Source organism: Fontivita pretiosa (assembly GCF_050410795.1).
GTDB lineage: Bacteria > Planctomycetota > Phycisphaerae > Tepidisphaerales > Tepidisphaeraceae > Fontivita > Fontivita pretiosa.
The window spans coordinates 1,494,324-1,518,873 of the sequence record NZ_CP191258.1 but is presented as its reverse complement, the minus strand read 5'-3'; the positions used below and the strand labels follow the sequence as shown (position 1 = coordinate 1,518,873).

Genomic DNA, 24,550 nt, shown 5'->3' with positions numbered 1-24,550 from the left:
CCGAATTCCCGCCCCCAGCGGTTGTTCGTCGAGGCTCACCCGAGGTGCTTCCGAGGTACAAGCGGTATGTCCAGCATCACCACTAACGCGTCTGACATCAACGACATCAAGGAAAACGCCGATATCGATCGCGACACCCCCCAGCCGCAGATTCATGTTGAGGAGCGTCGCCTCACGCTACACGACTTTCTCAAGACCGTGATCAAGGTGAAGGGATCGGACCTGCACCTTCAGGCCGGTTCCACGCCGATGATCCGCGTGGACGGCCGCGCCCGGTTCCTGGACTGCCCCCCGCCCGACGATGAGGCGATGAAAGAGTACGTGGACACGATCCTCAACGCCCAGGGCGAGCCTCAGGAACGCCGCCACACTCTTGACCACCGCGGCTCGGTGGACGTGGCCTACACGCTGCCGGGGCAGGCGCGCTTCCGTACCAGCATCTTTCACAGCCGTGAAAAGTACGCGATCACGATGCGACGTATCGTGACCAAAATCCCAAGTTTCCAGGAATTGAACCTGCCGCCTCAGGTCGAGAGCCTGGCCGATTTCCACCGCGGAATCGTGATCGTCTCGGGCACGACCGGGTCGGGCAAATCCACGACACTGGCGGCGCTGGTTGGCAAGATCAACCGCACTCGCGCCGAGCGGATCATCACGGTCGAGGACCCGATCGAATACCAGCATGACAACGCCAAGGCCCTGGTCTCGCAGGTGGAGGTCGGCACGGACTCCGAAAGCTATGAATACGCCCTGCGGGCGATGATGCGACAGGATCCGGACACGATCCTGATCGGCGAGATTCGCGATACGTTTTCGCTGACTACGGCGCTGAAGGCCGCCGACACCGGACACCTGGTCTTCACCAGCATTCACGCCACCAACGCCTGGACGACCGTGCAGCGTCTGGTCTCGCTGTTCGATCCGAACATGAAGGACCTTCAGCAGCAACAGCTTGCCATGAACCTCAACGCGGTGATCTGCCAGCGCCTGGCCAAGCGCCGCGACGGCAAGGGGCGCGTTCCGGTCGTCGAGATCATGATGAACACGCCGCTGGTCAAGAAGTACATCCTCGACGGAGAGTTTGACAAGCTCAAGAGCTGCATCGGCAACAAGGAAGCTGGCAGCCAGAGCTTCGACCAGCACCTGACCGAGCTGTTCCAGAAGCAAATCATCGACGTGAACGAAGCGCAGCGCCTGGCCAGCAACGTGGACGCTTTGAGGCTGGCCCTACGCGGTATCGGCAACAGCGATACGCGGTTGAAGTAGACGATGCGACCGCTTCAGGCAAGCATTACCGCAACTTCAACATTCGCACACGCAGCAGGCTTCCGATGGCCGCCGCGGGCGGCGTCTTCGTGAGCCGCGGCGCCGCGGGTCGATCGGCGGCGTTGTGCTGTCTTCCCTGAGCATCAGCGCGCTACTATGTTGTAGGGGCCAGGGTCTGCATGAAGATCGTGCACATCATCACCCGTCTGATCATCGGCGGCGCGCAGGAAAACACGCTGCTTTCCTGTCAGGGACAGCACGATCGCGGGCATGAGGTTACGCTGATCACCGGCCCGCCGATTGGGCCGGAAGGATCGCTGCTCGATCGCGCAATCGGCTACGGGTATCGCGTGGAAGTCATCGACGAGATGCGCCGCTCGATCCATCCGCTGCGCGATTTCAAAACCTGCAGGCGGCTGATCGCGCGACTGCGGGAACTGAAGCCGGATGTCGTCCACACCCACTCCAGCAAGGCCGGCATCATCGGACGGTGGGCGGCGCACCGTGCCGGCTGCCCGTTCATCGTGCACACGATCCACGGGCTGGCATTCACGGCATCCACCTCGCGGATCGTCAACAGGTTCTATGAGATGCTCGAGCGCAAGACGGCGCCGATCACGCACAGGATCGTCTGTGTCGCCGACGCCATGCGCGAGCAGTCGCTGGCGGCGGGAATCGGCCGGCCGCAGCAGTACGTTACCGTTTACAGCGGCATGGAGACTCGCCCGTTCCTCCAGCCGCCCGTGCCCCGTCGGCAGGTTCGTCAACAGCTTGGCCTGGGCGATGAGCATGTCGTGTTCGGCACGATCGCGCGGCTGTTTTATCTGAAGGGGCATGAGGATCTGCTGGACCTGGCGCCGGAGCTGTGCGCGCGATTCCCCAACCTGCGGTTCATGTGGGTGGGTGATGGACTGCTTCGCCCGCAGTTCCAGCGCCGAATCTCCGAGATGAAGCTGGGCGATCGCTTCATCCTCACGGGTCTGGTCCCGCCGACGAGGATTCCGGAACTGGCCAACGCGATGGACGTGCTGGTGCACCCGTCGCGGCGCGAGGGATTGGCCCGGGCGTTGCCGCAGGGCGCGCTGGCGGGGTGCCCGGTCATCACCTACGATATCGATGGCAACCGCGAAGCCCTGATCGACGGGCAGACTGGCTTTCTGCTGCCGCCGTTCGATAAGGCCAGGCTCGCCGATGCGATCGCGAAGCTGATGCAGGACGAGTCGCTTCGCCGCTCGATGGGCGCCGCGGGCCGTGAATTCGCGCTGAAGCGCTTCGATGCAAAGGTGATGGTCGAAGCGCTGGAAGAGGTCTATCGCCAGCAATAGGCAAGCGATGAACACGGGCGATAAACGGGCTTGCCCGGTCGGTGTTCATCTGCCGTTTCATCAAAGATGCTTTCGATTCTCGTCATAGGCCCGCATCCGGACGATCAGGAGCTTGGCATGGGCGGCACGATCGCCCGGCTGGCGGCGCAGGGACATCGCGTGCATCTGCTGGACATGACCAATGGCGAGCCGACGCCGTTCGGATCGGTCGAGACGCGCGCCCGCGAGTCCGCCGAAGCAGCGGCGATCCTGGGCGTCGAGCGTTCGCTGCTGGGCCTGCCCAACCGCCAGGTGGTTCATAACCTCGAATCGCGCCACAAGCTCGCGGCCGCGATCCGGGTTCATCGGCCCAATATCCTGTTCGTGCCTTATCCGGTCGATGCGCATCCCGACCATGTCGCGACGACGCGCATCGCCGAAGATGCCCGCTTCGATGCCAAGCTCACGAAAAGCTCGATCCCCGGCGAGCCGTGGTATCCCAAGCGGATCATCTACTATTTCTGCACGCACCTGCGGATGAACCTGCTGCCCAGCTTCTGCATCGACATCAGCGACCAGATCGAGAAGAAGATGCGCGCCATCGCCGCCTACAAAACCCAGTTCCCCACGAGCGAGGTTCCCGACATGGTGCGGAACCTGTGCGCCTACTTCGGCGGCCGGATCGGCACGAAGTTCGCCGAGCCGTTCTTCTCGCACGAAGTGCTGGGGTTTGCAGGGATTGATCAGCTCGTGTAGCGGGTTGGCGTGCGCATCGCCCGTCGTACCGCGCTACTGGGCGCATCCGGAGGCAGAACAAACGCCATGACACCGCGGGAACGATGGCTTTGCCTGCTCAACGGCAAGCAGCCGGATCGAATTCCCACCGACTACCAGGCTACGGCGGAGGTTACGGATCGACTGCTGCGTGACTTGGGCTGCGCCGATACGGAGAGTTTGTTCCGCAAGCTGCACATCGACGCGCGTCGGCATGTCGGGCCGAAATGGAAATTGCCGCATCACCCCGATGATCCGCAGGCGGACCTGTGGGGCGTGCGCTACCGGATGATGCCGTATCCCAACGGCGTGTACCGCGAGGCGGTGTATCACCCGCTGGCTGCGGCGCGGGATCCGGCCGATGTCCATCACCACCGCTGGCCCAGCCCCGACGACTTCGACTACTCGCCGATCACCGACGCGCTGGCGAGCGACGACGGTTGCCGCATGATCAGCGTCGGCAGCTACGAGCCTTTCCTGCTCTACGCTCGGATGCGCGGGCTGGAGCAGGCGTTCGAGGACCTGGTGATCCATCCCGAAATCGTTGACGCGGCTCTGGGGCATCTGTTCGACTTCCACTACGAACTTCTGAAACGCAGCTTCGAAGCGGGCGGTGGAAAGATCGACGTCACCTACATCGCCGAAGACCTCGGCGGGCAGACCGGACCGCTCATCAGCCTTCAGACGTATCGCCGATTCCTCCTGCCCAATCAGATCCGCATGGCGGAACTGGCAAGGCGCTTCGGTATTCACATCATGTATCACACCGACGGGGCCGCGCGGATCTTTCTGCCCGATCTGATCGATCGCGTCGGCATTGAGTTGCTCAACCCAATCCAGTGGCGATGCCCCGGCATGGATCGCCAGAGCCTGGTGCGAGACTTTGGCCAGTACGTCATCTTCCACGGCTCGATCGACAATCAGCAGACGCTTTCGTTCGGCAGCGAGCAGGACGTGATCGACGAGGTGCGACAGAGCATCGAGATCTACCGCGGTGCGCGGTGGATCTGTGCGCCGTGTCACAACTTCCAACCCATCACCTCCACGCGAAAAATCGTGGCCATGTACGAAACCATCCACGAGTTGGGCAGCCTGGGGTAAGTCGCTCTACCTGCTGCCGCGCCTGAACGGACCATGCGCCTGAACGGACCATGCGCCTGGACAGGTTCACCTGGAAGCGAGGCGACTTCATCATCACGCGCGCTGGAAAGCAGATCTTTCCGCCGCCCCCGGAGCAGGAGCCATGATCGACTTGCATGACCTGCGCGAACGCCGCGTGGATCAGTTCGCGCGATATCTGAAGTTGATGCACCACCGCGCCCTGATCGAGCGGCACGGCCGATCATTCATCATCTTCAATGAGGATTCGTCTGAGAACCGCGACGATCCGCAGCACCTGGAAGCCGCACAGGACCTGGTGCTGGTGCTGGCGGACGACTCGGCCTTGAGTGCTACGGATGAGGAGATCTGCGGAGGAACGCGAGTGACGGTTCCCTCGCAGCAGGAAGTGGATCCGATCGGCCCGGACGGCCCGCATTTGCGGTATGTGCAGTTCGCCTTCGAGCCAAAGTGGTTCTGTCTGGACCTGCCCAAACAGACGCTTTCCAAACCCGAAGCCGCCAGAATCCTGCGCGATCGCAGCGGGTTTTTCTGGCTCAGGGATCATCCCGAGTTTCGCATCAAAGGGGAGGGCGACGAGGTCGATTACTTCGACTGTTTCCGCAAGGTCTATGTGCATGGCGACGCGCGCTGCGCCGCAGAAGACGCCGCCTACATCTTCTTCGACCTTTGGAAGTTTCCGCTCGACTGGCGCTTCTGCGTCACTGCCAGCACCTTTAACGGCCGTGTACACTTCGAGCGGGATCGACCGATGGCATGACAACCCCGTGCGGCCGGCGTAGAGGCCGTGACGCGCAATGGACAGGGCACATGACCATATGAATGACTGATGACCAGTCACCAATGAGCGTTCAGATTCTCAGTGACCAGGCGCGGCACGAGCGGGCCTGATCATTGGTTGATCCTGGCAAAGTTGCCGGTGGTGTTCTGCCCTGATCGCTCTGTCGTGGATTGATCGTTGGAACTCACGGTTTTCCGATCGTCGCCATGTGCTGTCGGACGCCCGCGGCGACATCGCCCGCCAGACGCAGCACCTCCTCTACCATCCGCTCAGCGCCCTGATAGACGATCCACGGGCCCACATCGTTCATGTAGCAGGGGGTGGTGACCAGCTTGTTCTGCTCGTCGATGCAGACATCGGTCGGCCCGACGTCCTGGTGCTGTCCGCCCATTTTGTTGATGGCGGCGGCGGTGTCGGGGTCGGTGCCGATGGTGAGCTTGGGCCGCAGACCCATCTCCCCGAAGACCCGTGCCGCCAGAACCGGCGCGATGCACGCCAGTCCGATTGGCTTGCGCGCCTGGTGCATTTCGATGAACAGCTTCCTGACCTGCTCGAGGACGCGGGCTTCGGTGCCCCGGAAGGCGTAGTCGGACAGGTTTTTTGCCGCTCCGAAACCGCCCGGCAGGACCAGCGCGTCCAAATCCTGGGCCGAGATCGTGGCCAGATCCTGAATCTTGCCGCGGGCGATGCGGGCGGCCTCTTCCAGGACGTTGCGCTGCGCCTTGGGGTCACGTTTGCGGGTCAGATGATTGACGACTTCGGCCTGGGGAATGTTGGGCGCCAGGCAGATGGTGTTGGCCCCGCGTCGGTCCAGTGCGATCAGGATGCTCACCGCCTCGTGAATCTCGCTTCCGTCGAAAACGCCACAACCGCTCAGAAGCACACCGACTCTGATTGCCATAGGCACCTCCGTGAGGACGATAACAGTGGTAATTCACCGCAACAGAGTATACCTTCGCCGGAGCGTGGCGCAGGCGGTAATATTTGTCGTCGCGAACCGGATTACAGGGGCTTGCCACTGCAATGGACGAAATCCTCATCAACTTCGCCTTTCTGCTCAGCCGCTACCTGCACGTGGTCGCCACCGCCCTGCTGGTCGGCGGCATGCTGTTCTATGAGTTGATCGTGCCGGTGGCGATCGATGAGATGAAGGACGAACAGAAGCTGTGGATCTTCGCGCGGGCGCGGTGGGCGTTTCGGGGGCTGGTCTGGTTTTGCGCCGCGGTCATCATCCTCACCGGCGCTGCCACCACCTATCGCAACTGGGCGGCGTACAAGAACATGGCCGAGGCAGGACCCTGGTGGATGGCGCACGCGATACTGGGCGTGCTGGGGATCGGCATCGCCCTGGGTCTGGTCGCCGGGCCAAGGCCGCCGCGCTACCCGCTGGCATGGATGCGCGTGACGCTGATGATTCTGATGGTGGCGATTTTCCTGGGTACGACCGCAGAGTATGTTCGGCGGCGTCCGCTGTCCGTCGAGCCGCAGGTGATCGCGCTGCCGCCGATCCCCTACACCGACGAGCCAGACTCTGAGCCAGGCAACACCCAGACAGCCCCCAGCACCAGCCCGGCGCAGCAAGGCCCGGCGGTGGCGCAGTGAGCGCGGGCCGGGCGGAGATGCTGTGCACCATGATCGATTCGTCACAACCTCGATTCGAGGGCAGGATTCCGATCGCACCGGGCGTGTTCGTTTCGCCCAGCGGGCTGAGAATGCAGTTCTCGCGCGCCGGCGGGCCCGGCGGACAAAACGTCAACAAGCTCAACACCCGCGCGGAGCTGTGGGTCAGGCTCGACGCGATCAGCGGTCTGAGTAATCGCGCCCTGGCCCGCCTGCGCGCTGCCGCCGGCACCAGGCTCACCGACGCCGGCGAGATTCATCTGGTCTCGCAATCGCGGCGGTCGCAGCAGGCCAATCGCCAGGAAGTTCTCGACCGCCTTCGGCAGCTTGTCCTCGCGGCGCGTCACGAGCCCAAACCGCGTCACAAGACCCGCCCGACCCGCTCGGCTATCCAGCGTCGCATGCAGGCCAAACGCCGCCGCGGGCAGCTCAAAATCGAGCGTCGCGGCGTCGAGCCACAGCAGTGCTGAAGCGCAAGATAAAGCCCGGGGAACACACGGTTCCCCGGGCTTGCTGAAGATCTGTTCAAACCCCGGCCTGACAGCGACGATCGACGCATCCATCACTCGTCGTCATCATCGAAGTCGTCGTCTTCGTCGTCGAAGTCCTCATCCTCATCGTCGGGGTTGTCGAAGTCCTCTTCCTCGTCTTCTTCCTCGTCTTCATCGAGGTCTTCGTCCTCGTCCTCGAAATCCTCGTCTTCATCCTCGAAGTCTTCGTCCTCTTCCTCTTCCTCCTCCTCTTCTTCCTCCTCCTCGAACGCTTCTTCTTCCTCCTCCTCTTCCTCTTCTTCGGTCTCCTCTTCTTCCTCCTCCAGGTCCTCGTCTTCTTCTTCCTCCTCTTCCCTGCGGGCGCGGCGTTTGGCGGCCTGGGGGAGTGTGTCGGGATTCAAGTCGGTGTCGAAGTCTGCGTAGAAGCCGGCTTCGAGATTGCAGCGGGCCGGCGCAAGCCACTCGGAGACTGTGGACGTTGCCGCGGCGCTGAGCACGTCCATCAGCTCATGCGATTCCAGTTCGGTTTTCATAGACCTATCCGTCGTAAAGAGACAGCCGTTAACAGACAGCACGGGTTTGAAAAGTGGCGGTATTGAAGCTATGCGAGGGCGCGGCGTCAAGGGCAAAACGGCACAGAAAAGCCGGGGGCGGGCACGGCCTGGTCAAGTCGCGCAAGCCAAAGTGGAGTCGGGGCTTGGCGTGGCGGGCATTGCGGTTGCTTCCGCCCTTGCGCGGCGCCGCCCAAAAAACCGGGCACAAACGCCGGTCCGGAATCCGCGGCACATGGCCTGGCGCGGATCGTCTGTTCCGAACTGGTTCGCCTCGAACGATCTACCGCTCGAGGATCCCCGCTCGCGGGAGCGTGCCCAGCTCCGACACGCCAACGACCTGCGGAAACTCGGGCGACGCTGCTGTTAGAACGTCCAGGCCCTGACCGGTGATCAGCACCGTGTCTTCGCTCTTGGCGCCGACGATCGAGGGGTTCCATGCGAAGGCCTGATCCTCCAACACCTGTATGGTGCTGTCGGGAGTGGCGAAGGCTTCCCGGGCGACATAGCCGGTGGAGCCACCCTGGTGATGAAGTTGCCACTGGTCCGGCCAGCCTTCGCGAGCGTAGGCGGCCTGAAGGTCGCGGAAGATCTGCCCCAGCGTGCGTCCCGGACGTGTGGCCAGATTCACCGCCGCGTCGATGTTGCAGATCGCCTGCTGTTTCTTGCGCAGTTCGTCTGGCAGTCGCCCGAAGTGCACGAAGCGCGTCAGATTGCTGATCAGCCCGCCGAACTCCGCACAGCTCACCAGCATCACGTGCCTGCGGATCTTCAGGCTGGTTGGGATCGGATGCCGGAACTGGGTAAGTCGATCATCGGCGGAAATCAAGGTCACGACCGGATTGCATCCTGCGGCATGGACGCAGTGATCGAGGATGCCGGCGACCTCGTGCTCGGTCATGCCGGGCTTGAGCTGCCGGCAGGCTTGTTCCATGGCCTGCGAGGCGCGTTTGCCGCCGTCGCGGTATCGCGCAATTTCTGCCTCGGTCAAGGACCAGCGAAGCTCCGCGAAATCCCCCGGCAGCGGAGGCAGACCCAGACCGAACTCATCGGCATCGGTGGCCAGCCGCAAACTCCCGAACACCTCTTTCGCGGTCTTTTGCGCCGCAGCGCGGTCGTACCAGGGGAAACTGACGACGTCGATGTCGAGCCCGGCAAGCTCCTCCTGCTGCATTCGGGGTGCTTCAATTGTGTTCGCCAGGCACAGCCTTGACTCGGCCGTTGCCAGAATCGCCGCCACACCCACCGGCGAGTTGTTGGCAATGTGGTTATCCCCGCCGCCGGTGACCCAGGCGAAGTTGCTGCGATGCCACAGAACCACCCCGTCCAGCCCGTGGCGCTGAAGAAACGCGCCAAGCTTCTTCTGCTTGATCTGCCATTCACGATCGTCGTTGCTCATGCGAATATTCCTACCACAACCTGCCCGCGAGGAATACCCGCTGGCTGCTGGCGACGACGGAATTTCCGACTGGAATTCCGCGGCAGTTGATCTATGCTTTGCAGGGGTTGCAGGTGGCTGTGAGGACATTTTCCAGTCGCGCTGGATCAGGTTGCGCCGCATTCGTCCGGTCCCGGTTCTGAATCACAGAGTCTGCAAAGGACTGCTCGCCGTGCTCCAGGCTGTCTTTCGCGATGATTCGCTTGAGCTGATCCCCGTGGGGGTGTACGTCGTGGAGCGCAACGGGGTCATTCACGGATACAACCGTCGCGCTGCCGAATTGTGGGGCCGTTACCCTCGCCGCGATGATCCCCAGGAGCGTTTCTGCGGGTCGGTGCGGCTGTTCACGCCCGACGGTCAGCCGCTGCCGCACGATCAGTCGCCGGTGGCCAATGTGCTGTCCGACGGGGTGGCGCGGTCGGACCTGGAAGTGATGATGCAGCGTCCCGACGGGTCGCGGATCAACGTGTCGCTGAACATTGGCCCGCTGCGCGATGCCACCGGCAAGCTCATCGGCGCGGTATGCTGTTTCCAGGACATCACCGAGCGTCGGCGATTCGAGGACGAGCTGACGCGTGCCAAGGAAGCTGCCGAGGCCGCCAACCGCGCCAAGGATCACTTCCTGGCGCAACTGAGTCACGAGTTGCGTACGCCGCTGGCGCCGGTGCTGATGACGGCCTCGGCGCTGGAGACCGATCCGTCTGTGCCGCCGCGGCTTCGCGAAGACCTGGGTCTGATCCGCCGCAATGTCGAGCTGGAGGCTCGCCTGATCGACGACCTGCTTGATCTGACCCGTGTGGCGCGCGGCAAACTCGAGCTGCACTGCGAGGCGGTGGATGCACACGCCCTGGTGCGCGACGCCGCCCAGAGCTGCTGCGGCAGCGACATCAACCTCAAACGCCTGAAGCTCACGCTGGAGCTGCGCGCCCGGCGTCATTACGTCTGGGCCGATTCGGCGCGGCTGGCACAGGTGCTGTGGAACCTGATCCGCAACGCCGTGAAGTTCACGCCTGAAGGTGGCAACATACAGGTCAGGACCTGCAACGGCCCGGACGACCGGCTGATCATCTCCGTGGCTGACGACGGCATTGGCATCGAGCCGCACGTGCTGGACAGGATCTTCGATGCCTTCGAGCAGGGCAGCCGAAACATCACGCGTCACTTCGGCGGGCTGGGACTGGGACTGGCGATCAGCAAGGCACTGATCGACATGCACGGCGGGGTGATCCGCGCCCACAGCGAAGGACCCAACCGCGGTGCGACGTTCACGGTGGAGATGGCGACCATTCCCGCCCCGGCGCCGTCCAATACCGCGCCGCGGACAGCGGATTCTCCACGACGCGGACTGCGGATCCTGCTGGTCGAGGATCACGAGATGACCGCGCGGGTCATGAGTCGCCTGCTTCAGGGGTTGGATTACGACGTGCGCACCGCCAGTTCCGTGCAGACCGCCCTCCAGGCCGCCCGAAGCGAAAAGTTCGACCTGCTCATCAGCGACCTGGGCTTGCCCGATGGCAGCGGGCTGGATCTCATGCGCGAGCTGCGGCAGATGTACCAGCTCAAGGGGATCGCCGTCAGCGGCTACGGCATGGAGGAAGACATCCGCCGCAGCCGCGACGTTGGCTTCTCCGCCCACCTGACCAAGCCGATCAGCCTGGAAAAGCTCCAGGCGGCGATCAGCCACATTGCATAGTCCAGTCGCAGGGTAAGCTCAACGCACGGGAGATATGGCCCGGCGTCGGTTACAATGCCGCCGCGTCGCACGCGCCGGAGCATCAGTCATGAAAATCCTTATCCTCGGCGGCACGGGGTTTCTCGGCCCGCACTTTGTGGAGCTGGCTACCGCACACCAGCATACCGTTACTCTCTTCAACCGCGGGCGGACCAATCCCCATCTGTTTCCGCATCACGAAAAACTCCAGGGGGATCGCGATCCGAACAGGAACGGCGGCATCAAGGCCCTGGAGGGGCGAAAGTGGGACGCCGTCGTCGATACCTCCGGATATGTTCCGCGACACGTGAAGGCATCAGCCGAGCTGCTGGCGCCCAACGTCAGGCAATACGTGTTTGTGTCCACTGTTTCGGTCTATGCCGACATGAGCCGCATCGGCATCGATGAGACCGCGCCGGTGGCACAACTGGATGATCCGACGATCGAGAAGGTCACCGGCGAAACGTACGGCCCGCTGAAGGCGGCGTGCGAGCGCGTCGCCGAGCAGGCCATGCACGGACGCGTCACGATCATTCGACCGGGGCTGATCGTCGGCCCGGGAGATCCCACCGATCGCTTTACCTACTGGCCGGTGCGAATTGATCGCGGCGGAGAAGTGCTGGCGCCCGGCGATCCCATGGCGCCGGTGCAGTTCATCGATGTGCGCGACCTGGCTGAATTCATCCTCCGCACCATCGAGGACGGACATGTGGGAATCTACAACGCCCTGGGGCCGCTGCATCCGTTCCCGATGATCGCCATGCTGTATGGCTGCAAGGCCGTCAGCACCTCCGACGCCTTTTTCACCTGGGTCAGTCAGGAGTTTCTGCTGGCCAACGGCGTGTCGCCCTGGACGGAGATTCCGCTGTGGGTTCCGGACGACCCCGAGCATGCGGGTTTCTCCAGGGTGAGCAACGCCAGGGCGGTTTCGATCGGCCTGTACTGCCGGCCTTTTGCCGACACCGCGCGTGATACCCTCAACTGGGCACGCACTCTTCCGGAAAACCACAAATGGGGCGCGGGCCTGGATCCTGAGAAGGAGAAGCGTCTGCTGGCGGCGTGGAAGCAGCAACAGTCCTCGCCTGCAACCGCTCCGGCGACACGCTGAACAGGCCACACGCTGCGCCGTAATCGGCTTTACCCGTTGGGTCTGCGTCTCTGTTTCAAACGAACACGTCGATGACTCCCAGTGCGCCCACAAGCAGACTGATGATCCCATTGAAGGTGAAAAACGCCAGACCGACTCTGGACAGATCATCGGGGCTGACGATTGCGTGTTCGAGGATCAGCAGCCCTCCGGCACATCCGACGCCGATCAGGTAGAGCAATCCAAGCTGCGGTTCGTGCAGCCCCAGCAGCAGCATGGCCACGAAGCTGCCCGCGTGGGTAAGCCGCGCCACCCAAAGCGCCGGGCCAATGCCGATTCTGGCGGGCACGGAGACCACGCCGGTCTGAAGATCGCTGTGGTAATCCTGGCAGGCATAGATGATGTCGAACCCGGCGGTCCAGAGCAGCACCGCCGCCGCCATCAAAAAAGGGGTCAGGTCCATTTTCGGCGCGATGGCAACCCACGCGCACACCGGCGCCAGCGCCAGCGCGGCCCCCAGATAGTAGTGGCACAGCTTCGTGAACCGCTTGAGCAGAGGATACGCGCCCACGAACAGCAGCACCGGCAGCGACAGCGCCAGCGGCAGGACGTTGCCGTACACCAGCCAGAACAGCGACGTCAAAACCACAAACGCCAGCCCGCAGACGCCCAGGGCGGCGATGTAGAACATGCGCGAGAGCCGCCCGCTGGGTATGGCGCGGCCGGCGGTCCGTGGATTACGCGCATCCAGCTCCGCGTCGAGCAGACGGTTGGATGACATCGCAACCGTCCGCGCCGTCACCATGCACAGCACGATCAACAGGAGCTGACCCAGCCGCGGCGCGCCGCCGGCGGCCAGGAATGTCGCCAGCAACGCCCAGGGCATGGCAAAGACCGTGTGGCTGACCTTGATGTCGCGCGCGAAAACAACAAACGAACAATGAAGGGCCGCCGGACCGGGACAAACGGCGGAAGCAACGCGTGCCTCGCTCTGCCCCGGACCCTGCGAGCCGTAGCTGATGACCTGATCGTTCATCCTTCGGCCTTGGACTTTCGATGCACCGGATCCCAGCGCGTCGCCAGCTCATGTTTCACGCCGAGCAGATCCAGCAACTTTCCGGCGACGAAGTCAACAAGCTCGCCCACGGTCGTGGGGTTCAGGTAAAAGCCCGGATTGGCGCTGGCGATGATCGCGCCGGCGTCGGAGAGGATTTTGTAGTTGTTCACATCGATCGGAGAAAGGGGCATCTCGCGATGCACGAGGATGAGCTTGCGGCGCTCCTTGAGCGTGACCGCCGCGGCGCGCGAGATCAGGTTGCCGCCCAATCCGTGCGCCACCTCCGCCAGCGTGTTGCTCGAACACGGCACGATCACCATGCCGTCGTGAAGGAACGATCCGCTGGCCAGTTTGGCGCCCACGTCGTTGTAGTTGTAAAGGGTGATCGAGTGGTGCGATGTGCCCGCCAGCGCTTCCAGATCCACCAGCTCCATGCCCAGCTCGTCATGCAGCAGCCGGCGCCCCAGCGGCGAGACGATCAGGTGCACGTTGACCCCCGCGGCCACCAGGCCGTGAATGAACCGCTGCGCGTACAACGCCCCGCTGGCGCCGGTGATGGCAGTGACGATGTCCATCTGTCGCCATTGTATGATCGCCCGACCGCGATGGAACGGCTTTTGCCAGGTTTTGAAAGCGCGATCCTGTTCCGCTGGCAGCGGGCCAGGATGCCCACAACCGGGCGCAGTGGTGCGCTGCGCATCGCCCGATACCTGTTATGATGGGCGCATCCACTGGCCAGGGAGGTGTGCCGATGACCGCACTGGAAGTGATCAAGACCCGCCGCAGCGTGCGTGCGTACGACCACAAACCGATCTCGCGGGAAGTGCTGATCGATATCGTCGATTGCGCCCGACTTGCGCCGACGGCGATGAACGAGCAGCCCTGGGAGTTCGTCGTCATCACCGATCCGCAGACCCGGCGCGATCTGGCCGCGCTGATCACCCATGCCCCATTCATCGCCGAGGCGCCCGCGTGCATCGCCGTGCTGTCGCGCGTCACTCCCTTCTATGTCGAGGACTGCTCGGCGGCGACGCAGAACATCCTGCTGGCCGCCAAGGCGCACGGTTTGGGAAGCTGCTGGATCAGCGGCGACAAGCAGCCCTACGCCGAGCGCGTGCGCGAACTGCTGGGCGCCAAGCCCGGAATGCGCTTTTTCAGTCTCGTCACCCTTGGCCACGCGACTGAAAGGCCGGTCAAGGAAAAACGCAAGCTCGAAAGCGTGCTGCACTGGGAGAGGATGTGACACCCCGAGGCGCCCGACTGGCGGGCGAATGACGGGCGTCCCACCGCGAGACGCCCGTGACACGTCCGAGTCGCCTGTGGCATGGCCGTCCCGGCCATGCGCGGCGCGATCGAGTTCGAAAGCCTGATCTCCGGGCTGTTCATCACTGCATGCCGCTCAACACAGGCCCGGCGCCAGCACGGGCGGGACGCACATGGCACGAACGATCGCTACACAAAGCTCCCGGACAGGCTCGAGCACATCGCGCCGGCCCTGGGCATTCTGTCATCGCTTCAGCCCGCGGTAGCACACGCATACACCGAAGGTCATGGGGAACTGCTGCACGTCCACGAAGCCGGCGTCGCGTATCATCTGCATCATCTGTTCGCGGCCGAGGAAGGTGTTGACGCTCTGGGGCAGATACCTGTACGCCCCGGTCTTGTCGCCGCTGATGAGGGTGGCGGTGACCGGCAGGATCCGGCGGAAGTAGAAGTTGTACAACGTGCCCAGGATTCTGCTGGTCGGCAGCGAGAACTCGAGGATGATCACCCGCCCGCCGGGGCGGAGGATGCGATAAAACTCCTTCAGCGCAACCAGCGGCTGCTGAACATTGCGGATGCCAAAGGCGATGGAGACGACGTCGGCGGATTGGTCGGGCAGGGGCAGGGTCTGGGCGTCGGCGGCGATGAAGCGGATGCGGGAGCCGCATTTGGAGGTTTGCGACTTGGCGCGGGCGATCGGCAGCATGGGGTACGTGAAGTCGATCCCGATTGCCGCCCGGGGTTCGGCGGCAGCAAACGCCAGCGTCAGGTCTCCCGTGCCACAGGCGACATCGACCACGAACTCGTCGCGCCTGACCTGCGCCAGCTTCACCGCCTTCCGCCGCCAGCGCTGGTCCTGCCAGAGGCTGTGCAGGCGGTTGTTGAGGTCATAGCTGGGCGCGATGGCGGCGAACATCCGCTGCACGCGCGATCGCTTGTCGGCCACCGCGTGTGGATTGCTCAGCAGCTTGTCGTCCCAGCTCGTCATCGCCGCTGCGCATGATATGATCAGGCCACACGGGAGTCGAAATGATCGAATGGTGCTGGTTGAACGGGCAGATCATGCCCTTGTCCGAGGCGAGGGTCAGCGTCGAGGATCGCGGTTTTCAGTTCGCCGATGGCGTGTACGAGGCGCTTCGGGTCTACAACGGCCGGCCGTTCGAGCTGGCGGCGCATCTGGATCGGCTGGAACGATCCTGCGACGGCATTCGGCTGAAGCTGCCGATCGACAAGCCGACACTGACTTCGGAAATCCTGAAATTGATCGCCCATGCCCAGCATCGCGAAGGGTTGATCTATCTTCAGGTCACGCGCGGCCCGTCGAAACGGGAGCACTTGTTTCCGAAAGATCCGCATCCGACGGTGCTGTTTTACGTGCGGACGCTGGCGCCGTTGCCGCCGGTGGGACAAGGCCGACCTTACGCGCTGCTGAGCGTGCCGGATGAGCGATGGAAGCGATGCTGGATCAAGGCGATCGGGCTGCTGCCCAACGTGCTGGCGCGCAACGCCGCCGCCGAGGCGGGCGCCGATGAAGCCGTCTTCGTGGATCAGGGCGTCGTTCTGGAAGGCTCCTCGAGCAACGTCTACGCCGTGATCGACGGCGCGGTGGTGACGCATCCGCTGGACGGGCGGATTCTGCCGGGGGTCACGCGACAGCTCGTGCTCGGCTGTGCGCAGGAGCTGGGGATACCGGTGCAGGAGCGGGCGATGACGCTCGAGGAAGCGAAGCGCGCCGCCGAGGTATTCGTGACCAGCTCCACGCGCGAGCTTGTGTGGGTATCACGGTGGGACGACGTGACGATCGGGGACGGGGCGTGCGGAAAAGTCACCGCGCGGTTGCACGAAGAGTACCGAAGCCGCGTGCGGCGCGCAACAGGCTAATCGCACGCTTCAACGCCGTGGGCTTGCGCGGACAGCAAGTCACATTCGCGGGTCGTGGTCGCGGGGATCGTAATCGGGATCCTGCTCCTTCAGCTCATTGAGCAAATCCACGTAATCCGCGTCATCCAGCTCGAACCAGTCTGGAATGGCCGCGACGCTGGTGCCGCGGTTCTCGGCCAGCTTCTCGACGATCTTGCGCCTCAACTCCGGATCGACGATTTCGCGGATGCGGATCATGGCAGAAATTATACCCGGCTGTCTTGCCCGATGCCCACCGTCAATCCGTGGAAAAAGCAACGCGGGATACTCCCCCGATCACTTCGTCGGGCACTCACAGCCCGTACTCTTTCCATCGCCGGCTGACCAGCTCCTTCGTCGCCGGGTCCATTGCCAGTTCCGTTGGCCAGCGGCGGACGCGCCCTTCGCCGGGCCACTTGCGGGTGGCATCAAAACCGATCTTGCTGCCCAGGCCATGCTCGGGGCTGGCGTGGTCCAGGATGTCCACCGGGCCGTGGACGATCTCGCTGTCGCGCTCGGGATCGCAGTTGGCGAACAGATGAAACAGCACGCTCTGCTCGTCATGCACGTCCACATCCTCATCCACCACGATGATGAATTTGGTGAAACTCATCTGCCCGGCGCCCCAGATCGCGTGCATGACGCGCCTGGCCTGCATCGGATACTCCTTGCGGATCTTCACGTAGGCACAATTGTGGAACGCGCCGCTGATCGGCAGCGAATAGTCGATGATGTCCGGCACGATCATCCGCAACAGGGGCAGGAAGATTCGCTCGGTCGCCTTGCCCAGAAAATAGTCTTCCATCGGCGGCTTGCCGACGATGGTCGCAGGGAAGATCGGGTCCCGCCGGTGCGTGATCGCGGTGATGTGCAGCGCCGGATACCAGTCGGCCAGCGAGTAGTAGCCGGTGTGATCTCCGAACGGGCCTTCGTAGAGCTTTTCGACCGGATCGACGAAGCCTTCGACAACGATTTCGGCGTTGGCGGGGACTTCCAGGTCATGCGTGCGGCACTTGACCAGTTCGATCCCGCCACCATTGAGGAAGCCTGCAAACAGCAGCTCGTCAACCCCGGGCGGCAGCGGCGCGGTGGCGGCGTAGGGCAGGACCGATTCGCCGCCGAGCACGATCGCCACGGGCATCTTTTCGCCGCGCTTCTGGTACTTTCGGAAATGTCGTGCGCCGTCGTGGTGCATGTGCCAGTGCATGGCGCACAGCCGCGGGCCGAAGATCTGCACGCGGTACATGCCGACGTTTCGCTCGCCGGTTTCCGGATCGCGCGTGTACACCCCGCCAAGCGTGAAGTATCGCCCGCTGCCGCGCGGGGCGCGGCTGGCCGCTTCAGCGTCAAACACCTCGCCGCTGTCCAGGTTCCCATCCAGCGGCCAGCACTGGATCACCGGCAGCATGCCCAGGTCGGCGCGCTCGGCCTGGCAAACCACCTCCTGACAGATTCCACTGCGAACGGTTCGGGGAGGGAAGCTGGCCACCTTCAGCAGCTCCGGCAGCTTCTTCATCTTCTCCAGCAGGGTGGTGGGCATTTCAGGCTTGATGAGCTGCTGCACGCGCTCGGCCAGGGCTTCCAGGCTTTCGGTTCCCAGCGCCTGGTTGATCCGCCAGTAGCTGCCGAACAGGTTCATCGCCACCGGAATCGACGAGCCTTCGACGTTTTCAAAAAGCAGCGCCTTTCCTCCGAGCTTCGACGCTGGCGAGCGATCGCGCTCGTTGTGTCCATGCGGGGCGGGGCTTTTGCACACGCGGTCGGCGATTTCCGAGATTTCCAGGATCGGGCTGACGCGCGCCTTGACTCGCGCCAGTTCTCCGCTGCGATCCAGCAGCTCCACGAATTCACGCAGTGTCCGACTGGGCATGACGCCGCATCCTAAGATCCCCCAGGCCAACAGACAATCACGCCCCGATCCGCTGCGATGAGACGACCGCGCGCCAACGCCTGCTGGTCAGCGTCGCCAGGGATCGCCAGAGCAGGCACTACCTCCCCCGGTCAGCGGGGGTGGCCGATGGCCTGGGCGGCGATGATCCGCTGGGTGGGGCGGGCGCGGATCACCGGGCCAAAACGCTCGTCCTGAATCGAGGTGCGCAGCGTCGTCCCAAGACCCTCCGATGCACAGTACAGGTACACGTTCTGGGCCATGCAGCCGACCTCGATGCCGGCGATCCGCAGGCGGCTTTGGTCCATCGGATCGGCGCCGGGGCCGTTCAGACGCTCCAGATCCACCACGTACACCAGATTCAGCGGCGCGGTGTGCACATACGCCTGGCTGCCGGTGTGCTGGCGGAAATCCCCGGCGGCGACGGGCAGAAGCCGGTGCCCGGCCGGCTCGTACAGATACACGCCGCGCTCAAGCACGGCATAGACATCGATGGGATATCGCGCCAAGGCCGAAGGGACCGTGCGCTTGCCATCGTCGCGGTTGATGCCGTTGGCAGCCCAGAGGATCTCCGAGAGCTGCTGATGCGACAGCGGTCGATCGTCGAGGTTGCGAATCGAGCGTCGCTGCTTCAGCGCCTGCATGAGCGGCGCGCCCTTGTCCAGCAGCGGCGGGGCAAGCTGGATGATCTCCAGTTGCGCAGGCTCGGACGCGGGCGTGGTGGCGGGCGGAGCCGGCGCCGGCGAAGCGATGAGCAGCGCCGCGGCCGCGGCCAACGTCACAAACAGCGCAGACAGTCGCAGGTTGGTGTTCATGGCGTGTAGTCAGATGGCGTGTTCTTCTTTCAAAGGATAGCGACAGGGGCGGAGAATGAGAAGTTCATTGCCGACGCGCCGGACAGGGCGCTGCCACGGCGGAGTTTTTCGTTGCCGGGAGTACGAATCTGCGGTTCAATCCGCCGTATGACCAGCACTGCCACTCAACCCGCCGCAGCGCAACCGAGCCTGGCCCGCAACATGGGTTTCTGGGCGCTGGTGATTTACGGGGTGGGGGACATGGTCGGCAGCGGGATCTACGCCACCGTGGGCAAGGCCGCGGGGCAGATGGGCAATGCGGTCTGGCTGGCGTTTTTCGTGTCGATGATCGCGGCGATGCTGACGGGATTGAGCTACGCTTCAATCGCCTCGCGATATCCGCGCGCCGCCGGCGCCGCCTACGTCACCCAGCGCGCCTATCGCTTCACGTTCCTTTCCTACGTGGTCGGGTTGACCGTCGCGGCATCCGGCCTGACCAGCATGGCCACCAGCACCAATGCGTTCTCGAACGTTCTGGCCGAGCTGCTGGGGATCAGCGGGAAGCTGGGAAGGATCCTCGTCCCGCTGGGGCCGTACAAGCTGGTCGATCACGACGTGGGCGTGGTGATCGTGATCGTCGGGTTTCTGCTGTTCATGACGCTGGTGAACTTCCGGGGCATTCGCGAGTCGATGTGGACGAACCTGCTGTGCACGGCGATCGAGGTGGGTGGATTGCTGTTCATCGTGATCGTGGGCATGCGTTACTGGGGACAGGTGAGCTATCTGGAAACGCCGCCGCAGCGAACGCTTGGGCCGGTGATGCTGTTCAGCGGCGCGGTGTTGACGTTCTTCGCGTTCGTGGGTTTCGAGGACATGCTCAATGTGGCCGAGGAAGTCAAAAACCCGCAGCGGACGATGCCCTGGGGGATCGTCACGGCGCTGACGATCGTGGCGGGGCTGTACATGGCGATCGCGATCACGGCGGTGTCGGTGGTGCCGTACGCGACGCTGGCGCGGGCTGCGGCGCCGCTGGCGGAAATTACGGCGGTGGCGTCGCCGTGGCTGCCGGCGTGGGTCTACAAGTTCATCACCATGTTCGCGGTGGCCAACACCGTGCTGATCAACTACATCATGGGTTCGCGGCTGCTGTACGGGATGTCCCGGCACGGGCTGCTGCCGGCGGCGCTGGGACGGGTGCACCGCAGCCGTCGCACCCCGCACGTGGCCATCCTGACGCTGCTGTGCATCGTGATCGTGCTGTCTCTGGCGGGCGGGGTGGGTGAGCTGGCGACGACGACGGGGCTGCTGTTGCTGGGATGTTTCGCCGTGGTCAACGGCGCGCTGATCGTGCTGAAGCTGCGACCCGGCGAGCCGCACGGCGCGTTTGAGGTGCCGATTGTGGTACCGGCGGTGGGGATCATCGTGAATGTCGCGCTGATCGGGTCGCGAATCATCGCGCTATACCACGATCCGAGCGTGGGCGTGCGGCCGCTGGTCATCGCCGCCGTGCTCGGTGTCATCATTACCATTCTGTTCGTGACGATGCGACCGCGGGCGATTCCGGAAGCTGACGAACTGGAGGTCGGCTAACTGCGGTGCAGGCTCTGGGCGCCCGTGATGCGTCCGAGCCAACTGTGGCATGGCCGTCCCGGCCATGCAGGGTGCACTCGATTTCGAAAGTCCGATCTCCGGGCTATCCATCGCTTCATGCCACTCAACACAGGCGAAACGCCCGTGATTTTTTTGTTACGGGTCGGCTTGTGCGGTGCCGGCGGGGTTGGCTTCGATGTCGCCAGGGGGCTGGGAAAGATCCGCGGAATAGATCCGTTGGGCGGACAGGTCCAGCGCGTAGCCGATGGGCTGGTCGGCGTGCGCGTTCTGTGCGTCCCGGATACTGCGTACGACCAGCACGCGATGCTCGCCGGTGATCAGATTGCGTGGCGGCTCGCTGAGGTAGGGCCCGAACTGGCCGGAGGAAGTCGGTCGGCCCGAGGCGTCGGTGCGCATCGTGAGCTGCTGCCAGTCGGGATAACGATTGAAATCGGGCAGTTGCCCGGCGTGCTGCATGCGATAGAGCCTGATCGCCGTGCGCACCGCCGACAGCAGCAGCAGTTGCGAGCGAGCGCGGTTGTCGGCGGCCAGGGCAGATTCGCCGCCGGGCGCGCAGGTGTCGAATGCGTCCGGATGCGTGGCCCGCAGATCGCGATCCATCACGCTGGCGCCGTCGGCGCCGGTGGGCCAGAACCGGCCCTCGCTGGCGCAGAAGACGAATCCGACGCCGGGCTGGCGGATGGGGTCTGTCGGTCGCGGCGGGCGCGGCACGACCAGAAGGCCGCTGAAATTGTTCAGCGGATTGCGGATCGCAAACGACTTGTCACTGGTGGCTGAGAAACGCTTCCATTCCCCGTGCTGAAGGAAATCGGGCGTGGCGCCGTCGTGACTGATCTGGTAGGCGCGAAGCTGGGTATCCAGCAGGACAAGCGTGACGTAGAGCAGTCGGATGCGCGAATTCTGGAGTTCAGCGTCAAGCTTCCGGGCGCCGGGGCTTGCCGCCGGCCTGGATGGCGCTGCGGGATTTCCATCGCTGGGTGGCTGGGCTGATTCATCCAGGATCACCACGCCGCTTTCATCCAGCCCCCAGATTTGTCCGGCTTTGGGTTCGAGCAGATATCCGATGTCGCTCGCCCGGGCGATGGTGCCGGGCGCCGGGGCGGAGGCTGCCAGCTCCACGCGATGAAATCCGTTCAATGGGTTGATGGGGATATCCCGCAGGTACGGGCCGAACCGGCCGCGCGGGTTTAGAGTTCCGTCGTTGTCGGTCCTGGCGGTCAGTTGTTGCCAGTCGGGATATCTGCGGAAGTCGGGAAGTTGATCGAGGTGGTCGATGCGATACGCCGCCAGCGCCTGACGCAGCGACTGGACGATGGCCAGCAGGTTTTTTCTGCGTGCGGCCAGATCCGCAGCATTGCCCGCGGGCTTGAAGGCGAACGCTCCGGGATAGGCGCGTTTCAGGTCCGGGTCGAGCAGGCGTTTTCCGGTGGCGTCGGTGCCGACGAAGCTGCCGGTCGCCGCATAGAACGCAAAACCCATTCGCTCGCCCGCGATGTGCATGCCCGCATGCGGCGGCTGATCGATGACCGCCACGCCGCTGAAGCCGTTGAGCGGATTGCCCGGCGGGGCGTTGAGGTAAGGCCCGCACGTGCCGGATTTGACGATCCGCCCGGTGGGGTCTGTGGGGCTGATCAACTGTCGCCAGCCGAGTCTGGCAAAGTCGGGATCGGCGCCGTCGTGCTGCGAGCGATACAGTTGGATCGTGGCCTCCAGCGCGCCAAGGGTTTGGTCAAGCCACTTGATCTTCTGGTTTTCATCGACGGCGGCACGAGCGGGGATGCAGAGCATGACCGCCAGAACCGGACTGAGCAGCGCGCCGAAGATCGCAGCTCGCAGGGCAGGCATTCATCAAGTTCATCGGCGGGGTGATTCTGGGACTTAAGCTCGCCATCGGGGGTATCTGCCGCCAGCCGGCACGGGGGCATGGAAAAGCGCGTAACACGTTCTAGAATGCGGCATCAGCAAACCAAGGCCCCCGGAGATGTCGTACATCGTCCTGGCTCGCAAGTACCGATCGAACACATTCGACGAGGTCGTCGGACAGAGCCATGTTGCGCAGACGCTCAAACGGGCGATTCAGACGGGGCGCATCGCCCATGCCTATCTGTTCTGCGGCACGCGGGGCGTGGGCAAGACGTCGATGGCCCGGATTCTGGCCAAGGCGCTGAATTGCCAGAAGTCTGCCTCGGCCACGACCGAACCCTGCGGGAAATGCAGCTCGTGCGAGGCGATTGCGCGCGGCGAGGATATCGACGTGATCGAGATCGACGCCGCGTCCAACACCCAGGTGGACAAGACCCGCGAAGTGATCATCGAGAACGTGCAATACCGCCCGGCTCACTCGCGGTTCAAAGTTTTCATCATCGACGAGGTCCACATGCTCTCCAAGGCCTCGTTCAATGCGCTGCTGAAGACGATGGAAGAGCCGCCGGAGCACGTGAAGTTCATCCTGGCGACCACCGAGCCGGAGAAGGTGCCGCCGACGATCCTCAGCCGTTGCCAGCGGTTCGACTTCCGCAACATCCCCACGCGGGAAATCGCCGAGCACCTCAAGCAGATCTGTCGCGCTGAAGGTATCCAGGCCAGCGAGGACGCGCTGCTGCTGGTGGCCAAGGCGGGCGCCGGATCGATGCGGGATGCGCTGTCGCTGCTGGATCGCCTCTTGAGCATCGGAGAAAAGCAGATCAGCGTCGAGCTGATCGAACAGTCGCTGGGCATGCCGCGAGCACAGGCGATTTACGAGCTGGTGCAGAGCATCGGTCTGGGCGATGTCAAGGCGGTGCTGGAGGGGGCCGAGAAGCTGATCAGCCGCGGGCTGTCGCCCGACACGCTGGTGGTGAGTCTGGCGGATCACCTGCGGAACCTGCTGATCCTGCGGACCTGTGGCCCCGGCTCACAGCTCGTGGAAGTTGCCGGGATAGCCATCGAGGAGCTGACGCGCCAGGCCGAACGTTTCGAGCCGCAGGTGCTTACGCAGGACATCGCGATTCTCGAGGAGCTGAGACGACACCTGCGGGCCTCGCAGGCCGGGCGGGCGCTGCTCGATGCCACACTGGTTCGGCTGGCGCTGGCCGAGCAGTTCACCAGCGTGCAGGAGCTGCTCCGCCGCGTGGATGGATCAGGATCCGTCGCCGCGCCGGCGGGGCAAAAAAAAAAGTTTGAGCCAGCCCTGAGCCAGGACCAGATCCCTTCCCAGCCAGCAGGCCACACGCCCGGCCGGCAGCAGATCGCCCCGCAAGCGGCGGCGGATTCGGGCAGCGACGACGAAGACGACGATGCCCTGCCGGCGGTGGGCAAGGTGTGGAATCCGTCCGGGCCTTCATTGAGTGAACTGCTCCGGCAACAGCAATCGGCTGCGGACGCGGCGGCGCAATCGCCGGATGCGGCGACGGAACCGGACGTTTCGTCAGCGGAACAGCCGCCCGATCTGTCGAGCCTGTGGAAGCGGCTGATTGCGCTGCTGGCGTCGAAGGGGCCGGGGTTGACGGCCCTGCTGAAGGACGCGACGCTGGCGGGGATCGAGGACGGGCTGGCGATCGTGCGCTATCCGCCGGGGCACGAGCCGGCGGTGCGGATGCTGGATCGCAACGGCAAGAAGGACGTGATCCGCGATGCGCTCAGTGAACTTCTGAAGCAGAAGGTGGGGGTGAAGTTCGAGGTGGGCGGCGAGGCGGAAGCCGCGCCCGCCCGGCAGCGCGATGAGCCGCCCGTCGCCGCGTCATCGCCGGCCATGCCGCGGCGGCAGGTGGCGCGGTACACGCCCGCGCCGCCGCCCGCGCCGCTCGAGCCGACCGTCAAGATCACCGAAGAACTGCGCCAGCAGCTCCGCAGCGACGAGCTGATCCGCGCCGTGATGGATATGCTCGGCGGGGAAATCGTGAAAGTCGAGTAGAAAC

At 64.0% G+C, this 24,550-nt stretch carries 23 protein-coding genes; 13 read left to right on the top strand and 10 right to left on the bottom strand.

The window, feature by feature from the left end:
* Positions 1 to 66 precede the first annotated feature (66 nt).
* The 5 genes from ACQS5P_RS06190 to ACQS5P_RS06170 all read left to right on the top strand — a co-directional run bounded on the left by ACQS5P_RS06190 (position 67) and on the right by ACQS5P_RS06170 (position 5,223).
* Positions 67 to 1,266 carry a type IV pilus twitching motility protein PilT gene (locus ACQS5P_RS06190; protein WP_428940034.1) on the top strand — a complete coding sequence of 400 codons (1,200 nt, stop codon included), beginning with the start codon at positions 67 to 69 and terminating at the stop codon, positions 1,264 to 1,266.
* 179 nt (positions 1,267 to 1,445) lie between these two features.
* On the top strand, positions 1,446 to 2,591 hold the full coding sequence (locus ACQS5P_RS06185; RefSeq protein ID WP_428940033.1) for a glycosyltransferase family 4 protein: 1,146 nt from the start codon (positions 1,446 to 1,448) through the stop codon (positions 2,589 to 2,591).
* Positions 2,592 to 2,657: 66 nt separating this feature from the next.
* Positions 2,658 to 3,326, top strand: a complete 669-nt coding sequence (locus ACQS5P_RS06180; RefSeq protein WP_428940032.1) for a PIG-L family deacetylase — start codon at positions 2,658 to 2,660, stop codon at positions 3,324 to 3,326.
* A 66-nt stretch (positions 3,327 to 3,392) separates the two neighbouring features.
* Entirely contained in the window at positions 3,393 to 4,445 is a 1,053-nt protein-coding gene (locus tag ACQS5P_RS06175; RefSeq protein WP_428940031.1) for a uroporphyrinogen decarboxylase family protein, read from the top strand.
* 142 nt (positions 4,446 to 4,587) lie between these two features.
* Entirely contained in the window at positions 4,588 to 5,223 is a 636-nt protein-coding gene (locus ACQS5P_RS06170) for a hypothetical protein (RefSeq protein ID WP_428940030.1), read from the top strand.
* A gap of 205 nt (positions 5,224 to 5,428) precedes the next feature.
* On the opposite strand, the gene elbB is transcribed toward ACQS5P_RS06170, so the two are convergent.
* Complete coding sequence (gene elbB / locus ACQS5P_RS06165; protein WP_428940029.1) at positions 5,429 to 6,145, bottom strand: isoprenoid biosynthesis glyoxalase ElbB; 717 nt, start codon at positions 6,143 to 6,145, stop codon at positions 5,429 to 5,431.
* A gap of 122 nt (positions 6,146 to 6,267) precedes the next feature.
* Between elbB and ACQS5P_RS06160 the strand changes: the two genes are divergently transcribed.
* Both ACQS5P_RS06160 and arfB read left to right on the top strand, forming a co-directional pair.
* Positions 6,268 to 6,846: a hypothetical protein gene (locus tag ACQS5P_RS06160; protein WP_428940028.1), complete on the top strand. Its 579-nt coding sequence runs from the start codon at positions 6,268 to 6,270 to the stop codon at positions 6,844 to 6,846.
* 29 nt (positions 6,847 to 6,875) lie between these two features.
* The gene (arfB, locus tag ACQS5P_RS06155) at positions 6,876 to 7,334 is read left to right on the top strand and encodes an alternative ribosome rescue aminoacyl-tRNA hydrolase ArfB (protein WP_428940027.1); all 459 of its coding nucleotides are present in this window, start codon (positions 6,876 to 6,878) and stop codon (positions 7,332 to 7,334) included.
* Between the two features lie 92 nt (positions 7,335 to 7,426).
* Here the strand turns inward: arfB and ACQS5P_RS06150 are convergent, their stop codons facing one another.
* Both ACQS5P_RS06150 and ACQS5P_RS06145 read right to left on the bottom strand, forming a co-directional pair.
* Positions 7,427 to 7,888, bottom strand: a complete 462-nt coding sequence (locus tag ACQS5P_RS06150; RefSeq protein ID WP_428940026.1) for a hypothetical protein — start codon at positions 7,886 to 7,888, stop codon at positions 7,427 to 7,429.
* Between the two features lie 301 nt (positions 7,889 to 8,189).
* Positions 8,190 to 9,305: a M24 family metallopeptidase gene (locus tag ACQS5P_RS06145; protein ID WP_428940025.1), complete on the bottom strand. Its 1,116-nt coding sequence runs from the start codon at positions 9,303 to 9,305 to the stop codon at positions 8,190 to 8,192.
* A 211-nt stretch (positions 9,306 to 9,516) separates the two neighbouring features.
* Here ACQS5P_RS06145 and ACQS5P_RS06140 point away from each other — a divergent pair, with 211 nt between their 5' ends.
* The gene (locus ACQS5P_RS06140; protein WP_428940024.1) at positions 9,517 to 11,037 is read left to right on the top strand and encodes an ATP-binding protein; all 1,521 of its coding nucleotides are present in this window, start codon (positions 9,517 to 9,519) and stop codon (positions 11,035 to 11,037) included.
* A gap of 88 nt (positions 11,038 to 11,125) precedes the next feature.
* Positions 11,126 to 12,163: an SDR family oxidoreductase gene (locus tag ACQS5P_RS06135; protein ID WP_428940023.1), complete on the top strand. Its 1,038-nt coding sequence runs from the start codon at positions 11,126 to 11,128 to the stop codon at positions 12,161 to 12,163.
* A gap of 55 nt (positions 12,164 to 12,218) precedes the next feature.
* Here the strand turns inward: ACQS5P_RS06135 and ACQS5P_RS06130 are convergent, their stop codons facing one another.
* Positions 12,219 to 13,178, bottom strand: a complete 960-nt coding sequence (locus ACQS5P_RS06130) for a 4-hydroxybenzoate octaprenyltransferase (RefSeq protein WP_428940022.1) — start codon at positions 13,176 to 13,178, stop codon at positions 12,219 to 12,221.
* Positions 13,175 to 13,774: a UbiX family flavin prenyltransferase gene (locus ACQS5P_RS06125; protein ID WP_428940021.1), complete on the bottom strand. Its 600-nt coding sequence runs from the start codon at positions 13,772 to 13,774 to the stop codon at positions 13,175 to 13,177. Before ACQS5P_RS06125 ends, ACQS5P_RS06130 begins: the two co-directional genes overlap by 4 nt.
* Positions 13,775 to 13,950: 176 nt before the next feature.
* Between ACQS5P_RS06125 and ACQS5P_RS06120 the strand changes: the two genes are divergently transcribed.
* Positions 13,951 to 14,442, top strand: coding sequence for a nitroreductase family protein (locus ACQS5P_RS06120; RefSeq protein ID WP_428940020.1), 492 nt, complete (start codon positions 13,951 to 13,953; stop codon positions 14,440 to 14,442).
* 264 nt (positions 14,443 to 14,706) lie between these two features.
* Here ACQS5P_RS06120 and ubiE read toward each other — a convergent pair whose 3' ends face one another.
* A complete protein-coding gene (ubiE, locus tag ACQS5P_RS06115; RefSeq protein ID WP_428940019.1) occupies positions 14,707 to 15,450 on the bottom strand; it encodes a bifunctional demethylmenaquinone methyltransferase/2-methoxy-6-polyprenyl-1,4-benzoquinol methylase UbiE in 744 nt (247 codons plus the stop codon).
* 41 nt (positions 15,451 to 15,491) lie between these two features.
* Between ubiE and ACQS5P_RS06110 the strand changes: the two genes are divergently transcribed.
* The gene (locus tag ACQS5P_RS06110; RefSeq protein ID WP_428940018.1) at positions 15,492 to 16,343 is read left to right on the top strand and encodes an aminotransferase class IV; all 852 of its coding nucleotides are present in this window, start codon (positions 15,492 to 15,494) and stop codon (positions 16,341 to 16,343) included.
* Positions 16,344 to 16,382: 39 nt separating this feature from the next.
* Here ACQS5P_RS06110 and ACQS5P_RS06105 read toward each other — a convergent pair whose 3' ends face one another.
* From ACQS5P_RS06105 to ACQS5P_RS06095, 3 genes are all read right to left on the bottom strand, one after another.
* A complete protein-coding gene (locus tag ACQS5P_RS06105) occupies positions 16,383 to 16,580 on the bottom strand; it encodes a hypothetical protein (RefSeq protein ID WP_428940017.1) in 198 nt (65 codons plus the stop codon).
* 94 nt (positions 16,581 to 16,674) lie between these two features.
* Positions 16,675 to 18,231 (bottom strand): UbiD family decarboxylase, encoded by a 1,557-nt coding sequence (locus ACQS5P_RS06100; protein ID WP_428940016.1) that lies wholly within the window; start codon positions 18,229 to 18,231, stop codon positions 16,675 to 16,677.
* A 131-nt stretch (positions 18,232 to 18,362) separates the two neighbouring features.
* Complete coding sequence (locus ACQS5P_RS06095) at positions 18,363 to 19,064, bottom strand: SagB/ThcOx family dehydrogenase (RefSeq protein WP_428940015.1); 702 nt, start codon at positions 19,062 to 19,064, stop codon at positions 18,363 to 18,365.
* Positions 19,065 to 19,211: 147 nt separating this feature from the next.
* Here ACQS5P_RS06095 and ACQS5P_RS06090 point away from each other — a divergent pair, with 147 nt between their 5' ends.
* A complete protein-coding gene (locus ACQS5P_RS06090; RefSeq protein WP_428940014.1) occupies positions 19,212 to 20,633 on the top strand; it encodes an APC family permease in 1,422 nt (473 codons plus the stop codon).
* 156 nt (positions 20,634 to 20,789) lie between these two features.
* On the opposite strand, the gene ACQS5P_RS06085 is transcribed toward ACQS5P_RS06090, so the two are convergent.
* On the bottom strand, positions 20,790 to 22,499 hold the full coding sequence (locus ACQS5P_RS06085) for a hypothetical protein (protein WP_428940013.1): 1,710 nt from the start codon (positions 22,497 to 22,499) through the stop codon (positions 20,790 to 20,792).
* 136 nt (positions 22,500 to 22,635) lie between these two features.
* On the opposite strand from ACQS5P_RS06085, the gene dnaX reads away from it, so the two are divergent.
* Complete coding sequence (gene dnaX, locus ACQS5P_RS06080; RefSeq protein ID WP_428940012.1) at positions 22,636 to 24,546, top strand: DNA polymerase III subunit gamma/tau; 1,911 nt, start codon at positions 22,636 to 22,638, stop codon at positions 24,544 to 24,546.
* The last annotated feature ends 4 nt before the right edge of the window (positions 24,547 to 24,550 follow it).